We start from the raw sequence: 10,200 nt of genomic DNA, 5'->3' as shown, positions 1-10,200 counted from the left end.
CCCTGCCCGATCCGCGCCCAGTGCACCACCGCGGCCCCTCACCTCGGCCGGGTCCTGGAGATCCACCCCGAACCGATCCACACCGCCCGGACCCGGATGCAGGCCGAACAGGACACCCCCCGATGGCGCGAGACCTACCGGGCCCGCGCCGGCATCGAGGGCACCGTCTCACAAGCAGTCCGAGGCCCCGGCCTGCGACGATCCCGCTACAGGGGCCTCGCCAAAACCCACCTCCAGAACGTCCTCACCGGCATGGCCGTCAACATCCGCCGACTCGGCGCCCACTTCGACACCACCACCACACCAAGCCGCCGCCCCACCCGCATCCACACACTCTGCACCCAACACGGCATCACAACGACGGCTTGAGCCCGACCCAGATCAAATACTTCGCCAGCAGAATCGCGGGGCCGACTTTCTGTGCAGTGCTGCGCAGGTGCTTGAAGGGCCTGGGGGCGGAGGCGGGGCCTGCCCAGGGATGCCACGCGAGAAGTCGGATGGGCCGACTTCTCGCGCAGCGGGGTGGGGAGGGTGGGTCAGTGGGCGGCGTAGTACTCGGCGAGGGTGAAGAAGGCTTCCTTCGGGTCCCAGGGGACGCCGGGGTGGGTGGTGCCCGGGTGGTCCTCGTAGGTCTTGGTGATGCCGTAGCTGGCGAGGTCGAGGTCGTCGCGGGGGTCGCCGTGCGGGCGATGGACGTGGTCGTAGAGGGCGAGGGTGAAGACGAAGGTGGCGTCGATGCCGCCGGTGTCGAAGGCTTCCAGCAGTTCACGGAGGTAGGCGGCCTGTCCGGCCTCGTCGCGTTGGTAGCTGCCGTCGAGACGGACCGGTCCGTCGGCGTCGTACTCGACGATGTCCAGGCCGCGGGCGCCGTGGTCGCCGGCGCCGCGGTAGGTGGCGGAGCCGAACTCGGTGACGGCGACCGGCTTGCCCTGGGCGGTCAGCCCGCGGACGCCGGCGGCGAAGCGGTCGGCGGTCCCGGCGTCGCGGTACAGGTCCAGTGAGACCAGGTCGAAGGGTTCCCAGTCCACCCGCTCCAGCGGCACCGCGGCGTACGTTACCCGGCCGCCGAAGCGTGCGCGCACCGCGGCCACCGCCCGGCCGAGGAAGGTGTTGACCCGGCGGCTGACCGGTCCGAGCTGTTCGCGCAGCTGCTCGGGCCGGGCGAGCAGGGCGACCCGCTCCGCCGTGTCGGCTCCGGGCAGGAAGCCCGGGTTCATCAGGCTGAGTTCGGCGCCGGTCACGAAGACCACCTCGGCCCCGTCCCGGCGCAGTCGCTCCGCGCGCTCGGCGCAGTCGGCGAACAGCTCCAGCATCTCCTCGGCGGTCTGCTCCAGAGGGTACGGTGAGTACCAGATCTCCAGGCCGAGAGCGGCGGCGCACCGGGCGGCGAGTTCGATCCGGTCGGCGTCGCCGCCCATGATGCGGACCGCGTTGCAGTGCAGCTCGTCCCGGATGATCCTCATCTCGCGTTCGACCACTTCAGGGTCGAAGCGGGTTCGGGAGGAGATTCCGTTCCTGATGAATCCGGTGTCGTAGCTGATTCCCTTGGTGCGCACGTTCTTCCGCCTTTTCGGTGAGAGGGGATTTACGGTACGCCAAGTACCCTAGTTGCCGGGTGGCGCCGACGGCAAGAAGGATGGGGCGGTCCGCGGAGAGGTCCGCGGAGGGCTCCACGGAGAGGGCGGCGGCATGGCCGGGCAGACGCGGCGGCGCGGAGCAGCGCTGGAAGAGGCGATCCTGGGCGCGGCGGTCGAGGAACTCGCCGAGGGCGGGTACGCCGGGCTGACCATGGACAAGGTCGCCGCCCGCGCCGGCACCAACAAGAACGCCATCTACCGCCGCTGGCCCAACCGCCTGGCGCTCGGCCTCGCCGCGTACAAGCAGCTCGCGAAGGCCTCCCCGGTCCCCGACACCGGCGAACTGCGCGGCGACGTACTGGAGTTGCTGCGCCAGGCGAACCGCCACTGGAGTTCCCCGCTGGGCTCCGTGCTGCGCGAGCTGCTGGCCGCGGCCGGCGGCGCGGCCGAGTTCCTGTCGCAGCTGCAGGACCAGTCCGGCGACGCCTCGGCCGCGCCCTGGCTCACCGTGCTGGGCCGCGCGGTCGCCCGCGGCGAGGCGGCCCCCGAGGCGCTGCACCCCCGGGTGGCGACGGTGGCGGTGGTGCTGCTGCGCAACGAGTTCGTGGTGCGCGGGGTGCCGACCGCGCCGGACGACGTCCTGGTGGAGATCGTGGACGAGGTGTACCTGCCGCTGGTGCGCGGGCGCGCCCCGCTCGGCCAGGGCCCGTCCGGCCGGTCGTCCGCGCGGCCGGACGGCGGGGAACTTCCGGAGTGACGGCCGGAGCCGACGGCCGGGGTGACCGTCGGTGGCCGTGTCAGGCGGTGCCGATGGTGAGTCGGGCGATGGTCCCGACGGCCTCGCCGCCGTTCACGTCGAGCAGTGAGAAGCGGACGACCGCGGTGTCGCCGGCGACGTAGTTGCTCCGGTTCACGACCGTGACGTGGACGCTCGTCTGCACGGTCGCGCCCGTGCACTTCGGGGCGAACCGGGTGGTGCCGAGGGCGCCGGTGCGCGGGTCCTCGGCGATGACGGCGGCGGCCCGGGCCGGCCCGCCGGCCTCGCAGGAGTACGCGACGTCGATGTACACCGTCATCGCCGAGCCGTAGGGGACGTTCACGCTGTCGACCCGCACTCCGGTGCTCGCGTGCGCCGGAGCCGCGCCGAGCAGCATCCCCGCGGCCAGCGCGGGGGCGGCGAGCCAGGTCGTTCTACTGCGGTTCATGAGGGCCCTCCCGTGGTTGGTTGCCCGTCATGCTACGAACGGCGGCGCGCCCCGGCCAGGCCGATGCCGAAGGCCGGAGAGGCACTTGCCCAGTTACCCGTTGCCGGAGAAGCGCAATACCGTCGAACGGGGCATCAACCGCCTGAAACGGCTCCGGGCCGTCGCGGCTCGCTGCGTCAAGCGCGGCGACGTCGTCCTCGGCGCCGACGCCGCGGCTGCCCTCATCATCCGGCTTCGCACCTGACCGCGTGCCACGACCTCAACGCACAGAGGCGCCCGGCGCCAGCGCCAAGCCCGCTGCTGCGAGGAAGTCCTCAAGGTCGATGGCACCACCGTCGGTGCCGTCGTCCCATTCGACGAGGAGCCCCGAGCGGCCTTCGTTCCAGGACTCCGGTGTGTCGGCGTCATCGTCAGGCCCGGGGTGCCACTCGACGCAGCCCTCGCCGTGCCGGTACCGGAGGTACAGGTACTGGCCGTCTTCCGTCCAGGCGTCCCACTGTGACGGGCTGGCGGAACAGGTCTGCACAACCCGGATCAGCTTCCGACCCTCATCCGTGTCCATCCGACGATGCTCGCGCGGCGGCGGGTTTCCGGCAATCGACTTCGGGCCGCCGTCATGGGCTCCTCGTGCAGCAGGCAGGGCGTGCCGTCAATGATGGACCGGGTGGCTCCTAGCCGGGCGCGTTCCCCCTGGTCAGCGAGGAGGCGAGCCGCTCCGCGGTGTCCGCGTCCAGGGTGGCGTGGCCGAGCAGGAAGCGGTACCAGAAGACCCCGTAGACCTGGTCCGCGATGAGATCCAGGTCGGCGTGCTCGGCCAGTTCGCCGCGCTCGCGGCCTCTGGCGAGGAGCTCGCGGAGCGCGCCGCGGCGGGCGGCGGTGAAGCCGCGCATCAGTTCGGCGAGGTGGGGGTCGCGGGCGGCCTCGCGGGCGACGGTGCGCAGCGCGGAGGCGGTGGTGTCGTGCTGGGCGGCCTCGAAGGTGGTGGTGATGAAGGCCCGCAGGTCGGCGCCGAGGTCGCCGGTGTCGGGGCCGTGGACGTCCTGGTCGGCGCGGTCGGTGAGGGCGTCGAGCAGGACGGCGCCCTTGGAGGGCCACCACCGGTAGACGGTCTGCTTGCCGACGCCGGCGGTGCGGGCGATGGCGTCGATGGTGACGGGTGTGCCGTCGGACTCCGCGAGGAGGTGCAGGGCGGCGTCGAGGATCGCCCGGTGGGCGGCCTCGTTGCGGCGGCGGCCGGTGTGCGGGCGCGCGGGCGAAGCGGTCTCGGCTGCCGTTCCGGCGTCCGCTTCGGCGTCCGCTTCGGCGTCCTGGGTCTCGCTCATGGTGCTCCCTTTCCTTCTGCCCCCGCTTGACAAGACTAACAGTCTCGACAACCATCATTGTCGGAACGAACGGTCTCGACAAGTCGAAGGGCCCCACCACCATGAGCACTGCGTCAAACCTCTTCTCCGGACAGCGCGTCGTCGTCATGGGCGGCAGCTCGGGCATCGGCGAGGCCGCGGCCACCGCCTTCGCTGCGGACGGCGCCGAGGTCGTGGTCACCGGCCGTGACCGCGACCGGCTGGACGCCGCCGTCGCCCGGATCGGCGGCAAGAGCAGCGGCCACCGGCTGGACGCGGCCGACCCGGCGGCCCTGGCCGAGTTCTTCGCCGGGACCGGCACGGTGGACCACCTGGTCGTCGCGGTCAGCGGCGCGGCCGGCGCCGGCCCGTTCGCCCGGCTCGACCTGGCGGAGCTCGCGACCGGCTTCGACGCCAAGTTCTGGCCGCAGGTGCGCGTCCTCCAGGCCGCGCTCCCGCACCTGCGCGAGGACGGCTCCGTCACCCTGATCACCGCCGCCTCGGCCCGCGCCGCCTTCCCCGGCACCGCCGGACTGGCCGCCATCAACGGCGCCCTGGAGGCGATGGTCCCGCCGCTGGCCGTCGAGCTCGCCCCGCTGCGGGTCAACGCCGTCTCGCCCGGCGTGATCGACACCCCGTGGTGGGACCGTGTCCCGGCCGATCAGCGGGCCGCCCTGTTCCAGGGCCTCGCCGCCACCACCCCGGCCGGCCGGGTCGGGCGCGCGGAGGACGTCGCACGGGCGATCCACATGCTGGCCGCCAACACCTTCGTCACGGGTGTGGTGTTCGACTGCACCGGCGGGGCGAACCTCCCCACCGGCCGCTGAGCCGGGCAGCGCCGCTCGGGCCATGGACGCGGGCGGCGCCCGTTGTCACAGGCGGCGCCTACGGTTCGACCGTGAACGTTCCCGACGTCATCCCGGTCAGTCACCAGCCCGGCTACCGCACCGACACCATCGGCCGCTGGCAGGGCGGCCAGTTCTTCGCCTCGGCGCTCTGCCTCGGCGTCGGCCGGTACTGCGCCGTCCTGCACCTCTTCGACGCCGCCGGCCGGCACCTCGACTCGCGGATACGCCCCGCCGGTGACGCGGCGCGGGCCGAGCGGTTGCTGGCGGAGGAGCTCGACGCCCTGCCGGGCCGGGAGTACGGGGACATCGCGATCGCCCCGTTCTCCGTGCACGTCGACGGCGAGCTGTTCGGCCTGGTCCGCGAGGACTACGAGGAGGACGAGGTGGAGGAGGTGGAGGAGGGCGACGAGGAGGACCGGGTGCACTTCGAGCTGTACCCGGACGGCCTCGGTTTCGACGCCCCCTGGTGCGGCTGCTACGACACCTGAGCCGCCCCGGTCGCCCGCCGGGGCGGGCGCGTCACCACTCCGCGACCCGGTAGTCCTTGAGGAACACCCCCGACACGGGATCCCCGGCCTCGCCGCGGACGATCGGGTCGTACACCCGGGCCGCGCCGTCCACCACGTCCAGAGGGGTGCGGAACCCCCGGGCGGCGATCCGGTCCTTCCGCGGCGCCGGGTTCTCGTCGGTGATCCACCCGGTGTCGACGGCGCACATGTGCACGCCCTGGTCGGCGAGTTCGGCCGCGCTGGTGCGGGTGAGCATGTTGAGCGCGGCCTTCGCCATGTTGGTGTGCGGGTGCCGGGCGGTCTTGTTGCGGACGGCGAACCGGCCCTCCACCGCGGAGACGTTGACGATGTAGCGGGCGGGGTGCGGGGAGGACAGCAGCAGGGGCAGCAGCCGGTCGCAGAGCAGGGCCGGGGCCAGCGCGTTGACCAGCTGGGTCTCCAGGACCTCCGCCGGGTCGAGCGAACCGAGCTTGGTGGACCAGGAGTTGGCCGGCGCCGGGTCGGGCAGCAGCCCGGCCTCGTCGGTGAAGTCCAGCAACGACCCGGCACCCGAGGGGAGCCGGGCGGGCCCGGCGAGCGGACGGAATCCGGGCGCGTGGCCGATCGCCCGGCGGTCGGTGGCGGGCAGGGCGTCCCGCTCACCCGCGGCCAGCAGCGCGTACGACTCCGGTGGGCGCCGAAGGGTCTGCGCGGCATTGTTGACCAGGATGTCGAGCGGTCGCCCGTCGGTGAGCAACCGGTCGGTCAGGCCCAGGACTTGGCGCGGGTCGCGGAGGTCGATGCCGACCACGCTGAGCCGCTCCCACCACTGCCCGCTGCCCTCGGCGGCGCGGAAGCGGCGGACGGTGTCCTGCGGGAAGCGGCTGGTGACGATCAGCTCGGCGCCGTCGCGCAGCATCATCAGGGCGAGCTGGAAGCCGATCTTCACCCGCCCGCCGGTCAGCAGCGCCCGGCGCCCGCGCAGGTCGGTGCCGAGGGCGCGGCGGGTGGTGTTGTCGGCCGCGCAGTCGGGGCAGAGCCGGTGGTAGAAGCCGTCGACCCGGCGGTAGGCCTGCTTGCAGACGTAGCACTTGTGCGGGACGAGCAGTTCGCCGACCGGGCCGCCCGCGGCGGCCAGCGGCGCGTCCTCGCGGCGGGTGCGGCTGCCGGTCGCGGTGGCGGCGAGCAGTTCGGCGTCGGCCTGCCGCACGGCCTCGCGGGCCTCCTGGCGGCGGCGCTTGCGGCTCTCCATCACGAAGGAGCTGAGCTGCCGCTCGGCGTGCAGCCGGGTGAGGTCGTGGGAGGGCAGGCGGCGCAGCCGGCCGAGGGTGCGGCTGAACGCGGCGAGTTCCTCCGCGCTGACGGCGTCGGCACACGCGTCACCGGCGTCGGCACGCGCGTCACCGGCGTACGCCTCACCGGCGCACGCGCTACCGGCACGCGCGCCGCCGGCGTGTGCGCCGGTGCCGCTCGCCGGATGAATGGTGATCAGCTGGTCGTGGTCGTCCCGGACCGTCATGTCCGCCCCTTCGTGCCGTACAGGTGGGAGGGACTGTAGTGGACGGTCCGGGACGATGAGATGCCAATTTCCGCTGGTGAGCGGCGGTGGCCGCAGACGGGCCCGTGGGCTCAGCCCGCGTACTGGCCGAGGATCTTCGCGAACTCGTACGGCTGCTGCGGGATGTTGGTGCACTTGGACAGCGAACCCCCGGTGCAGGCGTTGGCGTCCCGGGTGGCGTCCCAGAAGGAGAGCATCCCGATGTGGTTCTGCCGGGCGAAGGCCACCAGCTGCTGGGCGTCGGCCTGGTTGTAGACCTGGTGGTCGTCGTTCTCGCCGATCATCGGGGTGACGCCGACCATGGCCCAGAGCCGGGCGTCGGTATTCGCCGGGTAGAGCGCCTTGAGCTGGCCGAACAGCGACTGCGCGGCCTGCACCGCGGCGTTGCCGTAGTCGGTCCCGCCGCGGTAGTAGTCCATCGCCATGATGTTGACCACGTCGACGGCCACCCCGGCGTCCCGCGCGGACTTGACGATGGCGACGCCCTCGGAGGTCAGGCCCTCGGGCAGGACGGGCAGGGTGAAGGAGACCCTGAGGCCGGGGTGGGCCTGCTGGAGCTTGGCGAGCGCGGCGGAGCGGCGGTCGTTGGCGGCGGTGTCGGCGATGGCCGCGCCCTCGATGTCGAAGTCGACGTAGCGCAGGCCGTAGGCGTTCACCACGGCGTCGTACTCGGCGAACAGCGAGTCCACCGTGGTGCAGGCGGCGGCGAGTTCGGTGCCGGCGGCGCCGCCGAAGGAGACCTTGACGTCGCCGCCGGCCGCGCGCAGCGCGTCCACCTGGTCCTTGGCCCAGGCGGTGCGCGGGTCGTAGGCGTTGAACCAGCTGGCCTTGCAGCCGACGCCGGTGACGAAGCCCATGGTGTAGCTCTTGAGGCCGCCGGCCTTGGCCATGTCCGGCATCGAAGGGGTCGGCCAGGCGCCCATGTCGATGTACGGGGCGACCGGGAGCGCGACGTTCGGCGCCGGGGTGGTCGGGCCGCCGGTGGGCGTTCCGGTGGGCGTTCCGGTCGGGGTGCCGGTCGGGGTGCCGGTCGGGCTCGGCGGGGTCGAAGTCGGCGGCGGCGTGGTCGGGTTGCCGCCGCCGGGGCCGGTCAGGACGATGTCGTCGGCGAGGTAGCCGCCCTGTCCGTACCAGCCGTGCAGGTACACGGTGACGCTGGTGGTGGCCGGTCCGGTGGTGAAACTCGTGGACAGCTGCTGCCAGTTGGCGCCGCCCGCGGTCCAGGTGGCCGGGTCGGTGAAGCCGCTGCCGGTGGCGCCGAGGTAGACGTACTGGCCCTGCACCCAGGCGCTGAGCGTGTACGTGGTGTTCGGCTGGACGCCGACGGTCTGGCCGCACTGCGCGGTGTCGCTCGCGCTCACCGCTCCCTTGAGGGCGTACGTCCCGCTGTGCGCACCGGAGTTGACCACGCTGCCGGTCCCGGCGGAACAGCTCCAGGGGCTGAGCCCGCCGCTCTCCAGGCCGCCGTTGGCGAGCAGGTTGCCGTCGGCGGCACCGGCGTTCCCGGCGAGCGCGGCCAGGCCGCCGGCGGCGAGCGCGGTGGCGGCGGCGAGGCTCAGCAGGGTGGTCCGGCGGGCGGGGCGGCGGTGCGTGGGGGCGTGCTGGGGCGCGCTGGGCATGGGGGTGCCTCTCGGGACGTGGTGGCCGCCCGCGCCGCGAGGGGGGAGACACGGGGCGGGCGGCGGTCTGGGGGTGGTCCGGTGCGGGAGGAGCGCGGTGCTGAGCATCAAACTGGACTAGACCAGCTGTGCACGTCAAGCACTTCCCGGACCCGTACGCCTCACCGGGGGCAGGTTTTAGGAACGGTTAAGACGCGGTGCGGGCGGGGGAACGGCATGGGCCCCGACTTCCCTGGTGGCCGGTGGTGGTGGCCGATCCCGCCGGCCGGCCACGACGGTTCGGCCACGACGGTTCGGCCGTGAACAGAGCGTCGACCGGCGCGGCGGATCCGAGCGGGCTTGACCTCGAGCGCACTCCAAGGTGAAAGCTGAAGGCGTTGATCACGCACCACCACGCACCACCGCGCACCACCGCGCACCACCACACGAAATCTCGCGACAACCCGCGACAACACGCGACATCGCGCGAATCCACGCGACCCACGATGGGAGCACTGCCATGCGCAACGCCTCGTTCGGTACCGGCGGCCCGGAGATCGGCGTCATCGGTCTCGGCTGCATGGGCATGACCTGGGCCTACGACGTGCGGAGCCGGGACGACGAGAACTCCGTCCGGGTGATCCGGCAGGCGCTGGACCTCGGCGTCGGCCTGATCGACACCGCCGACATGTACGGCCCGTACACCAACGAGGAGGTGGTCGGCGCCGCGCTGGCCGGCCCGTACCGGGAGCGCGCCTTCCTGGCCACCAAGGTGGGCATCGTGCCGGGCGGCGGGGGCCAGCACGAGCGCAACGGCCGGCCCGAGCACGTGCGCCGCTCGATCGACGAGAGCCTGCGTCGGCTGGGCACCGACCACGTCGACCTCTACCAGCTGCACCGGGTCGACCCGGACGTCCCGATCGAGGAGACCTGGGGCGCGTTCGCCGAGGTCGTCGCGGCGGGCAAGGCCCGGAACATCGGGCTCTCCGAGGCGACGGTCGAGGAGATCAAGCGGGCGCAGTCCGTGCACCCGGTGGCCTCGGTGCAGTCCGAACTGTCGCTGTGGACCCGGGACGTGCTGGCCGACGTGCTCCCGTACACCGAGGAGCAGGGCATCGCCTTCCTGCCCTTCTCGCCGCTCGGCCGGGGCTTCCTGACCGGGGGCATCACGTCCTTCGACGAGCTGCCCGCCGACGACTTCCGGCGTGGGCTGCCGCGCTTCCAGCAGGACGCGCTGAGGACCAACCTGGAGCTGGTCGGGGCGGTCAGGGCGGTCGCCGAGCGGATCGGCGCGAGCCCCGCGCAGGTCGCGCTGGCCTGGGTGCTGGCGCAGGGCCGGTACGTCTTCCCGATCCCGGGCACCAGGACGCCGCGCTACCTGGTGGACAACGTGGGGGCGGCCGGGATCGAGCTGTCGGCGGTGGACCTGGCCGAGCTGGACGCGCTGCCGGCCGCGGCCGGCGAGCGCTACTGAGCGCCGCCGCCCGCGCGGGCGGCCCCAGCACGGTCTCCAGCTCGCGGACCAGCTGGGCCCGCAGCCGGGCCCGCTGGGCGCGCATTGCCTGGTGGACGTCGACCAGCAGCAC

General features: G+C 73.1%; 12 protein-coding genes. 6 read left to right on the top strand and 6 right to left on the bottom strand.

The genetic code is table 11. The features are described 5' to 3' along the window. On the top strand, positions 1–369 hold a 369-nt coding region (locus AB0E96_RS32915; protein WP_359829455.1), incomplete at its 5' end, for a transposase. Between the two features lie 167 nt (positions 370–536). Here the strand turns inward: AB0E96_RS32915 and AB0E96_RS32910 are convergent. After that, entirely contained in the window at positions 537–1,556 is a 1,020-nt protein-coding gene (locus AB0E96_RS32910) for a hypothetical protein (RefSeq protein WP_359829454.1), read from the bottom strand. Positions 1,557–1,689: 133 nt separating this feature from the next. On the opposite strand from AB0E96_RS32910, the gene AB0E96_RS32905 reads away from it, so the two are divergent. After that, positions 1,690–2,334 (top strand): TetR/AcrR family transcriptional regulator, encoded by a 645-nt coding sequence (locus AB0E96_RS32905; RefSeq protein WP_359829453.1) that lies wholly within the window; start codon positions 1,690–1,692, stop codon positions 2,332–2,334. A 40-nt stretch (positions 2,335–2,374) separates the two neighbouring features. Here AB0E96_RS32905 and AB0E96_RS32900 read toward each other — a convergent pair whose 3' ends face one another. Next, positions 2,375–2,782, bottom strand: a complete 408-nt coding sequence (locus AB0E96_RS32900) for a hypothetical protein (protein ID WP_359829452.1) — start codon at positions 2,780–2,782, stop codon at positions 2,375–2,377. A gap of 100 nt (positions 2,783–2,882) precedes the next feature. Between AB0E96_RS32900 and AB0E96_RS32895 the strand changes: the two genes are divergently transcribed. Further along, positions 2,883–3,026, top strand: coding sequence for a hypothetical protein (locus AB0E96_RS32895; RefSeq protein WP_359829451.1), 144 nt, complete (start codon positions 2,883–2,885; stop codon positions 3,024–3,026). A gap of 15 nt (positions 3,027–3,041) precedes the next feature. Here the strand turns inward: AB0E96_RS32895 and AB0E96_RS32890 are convergent, their stop codons facing one another. Both AB0E96_RS32890 and AB0E96_RS32885 read right to left on the bottom strand, forming a co-directional pair. Beyond that, positions 3,042–3,344 (bottom strand): hypothetical protein, encoded by a 303-nt coding sequence (locus tag AB0E96_RS32890; protein WP_359829450.1) that lies wholly within the window; start codon positions 3,342–3,344, stop codon positions 3,042–3,044. Between the two features lie 109 nt (positions 3,345–3,453). After that, positions 3,454–4,104 carry a TetR/AcrR family transcriptional regulator gene (locus AB0E96_RS32885; protein ID WP_359829449.1) on the bottom strand — a complete coding sequence of 217 codons (651 nt, stop codon included), beginning with the start codon at positions 4,102–4,104 and terminating at the stop codon, positions 3,454–3,456. A gap of 101 nt (positions 4,105–4,205) precedes the next feature. Here AB0E96_RS32885 and AB0E96_RS32880 point away from each other — a divergent pair, with 101 nt between their 5' ends. After that, positions 4,206–4,949: an SDR family oxidoreductase gene (locus AB0E96_RS32880; protein ID WP_359829448.1), complete on the top strand. Its 744-nt coding sequence runs from the start codon at positions 4,206–4,208 to the stop codon at positions 4,947–4,949. Between the two features lie 71 nt (positions 4,950–5,020). Beyond that, positions 5,021–5,458, top strand: coding sequence for a hypothetical protein (locus AB0E96_RS32875; protein WP_359829447.1), 438 nt, complete (start codon positions 5,021–5,023; stop codon positions 5,456–5,458). A gap of 31 nt (positions 5,459–5,489) precedes the next feature. Here AB0E96_RS32875 and AB0E96_RS32870 read toward each other — a convergent pair whose 3' ends face one another. Then, the gene (locus tag AB0E96_RS32870; protein ID WP_359829446.1) at positions 5,490–6,977 is read right to left on the bottom strand and encodes an SDR family oxidoreductase; all 1,488 of its coding nucleotides are present in this window, start codon (positions 6,975–6,977) and stop codon (positions 5,490–5,492) included. Positions 6,978–7,087: 110 nt separating this feature from the next. Continuing rightward, the gene (locus tag AB0E96_RS32865; protein ID WP_359829445.1) at positions 7,088–8,635 is read right to left on the bottom strand and encodes a carbohydrate binding domain-containing protein; all 1,548 of its coding nucleotides are present in this window, start codon (positions 8,633–8,635) and stop codon (positions 7,088–7,090) included. Between the two features lie 499 nt (positions 8,636–9,134). On the opposite strand from AB0E96_RS32865, the gene AB0E96_RS32860 reads away from it, so the two are divergent. Continuing rightward, positions 9,135–10,088: an aldo/keto reductase gene (locus AB0E96_RS32860; RefSeq protein ID WP_359829444.1), complete on the top strand. Its 954-nt coding sequence runs from the start codon at positions 9,135–9,137 to the stop codon at positions 10,086–10,088. The last annotated feature ends 112 nt before the right edge of the window (positions 10,089–10,200 follow it).

The sequence above is a fragment of the Kitasatospora sp. NPDC036755 genome, from assembly GCF_040636595.1.
Classification (GTDB): Bacteria; Actinomycetota; Actinomycetes; order Streptomycetales; family Streptomycetaceae; genus Kitasatospora.
Note: the sequence above shows the minus strand (reverse complement) of the source record. Positions and strands in the feature narration are given on the sequence as shown.

Coding starts and splice junctions, on each gene's coding strand:
- AB0E96_RS32890 (WP_359829450.1), bottom strand. CDS start 3,344: ATGGACACGGATGAGGGTCGGAAGCTGATCCGGGTTGTGCAGACCTGT.
- AB0E96_RS32870 (WP_359829446.1), bottom strand. CDS start 6,977: ATGACGGTCCGGGACGACCACGACCAGCTGATCACCATTCATCCGGCG.
- AB0E96_RS32900 (WP_359829452.1), bottom strand. CDS start 2,782: ATGAACCGCAGTAGAACGACCTGGCTCGCCGCCCCCGCGCTGGCCGCG.
- AB0E96_RS32880 (WP_359829448.1), top strand. CDS start 4,206: ATGAGCACTGCGTCAAACCTCTTCTCCGGACAGCGCGTCGTCGTCATG.
- AB0E96_RS32885 (WP_359829449.1), bottom strand. CDS start 4,104: ATGAGCGAGACCCAGGACGCCGAAGCGGACGCCGAAGCGGACGCCGGA.
- AB0E96_RS32860 (WP_359829444.1), top strand. CDS start 9,135: ATGCGCAACGCCTCGTTCGGTACCGGCGGCCCGGAGATCGGCGTCATC.
- AB0E96_RS32865 (WP_359829445.1), bottom strand. CDS start 8,635: ATGCCCAGCGCGCCCCAGCACGCCCCCACGCACCGCCGCCCCGCCCGC.
- AB0E96_RS32905 (WP_359829453.1), top strand. CDS start 1,690: ATGGCCGGGCAGACGCGGCGGCGCGGAGCAGCGCTGGAAGAGGCGATC.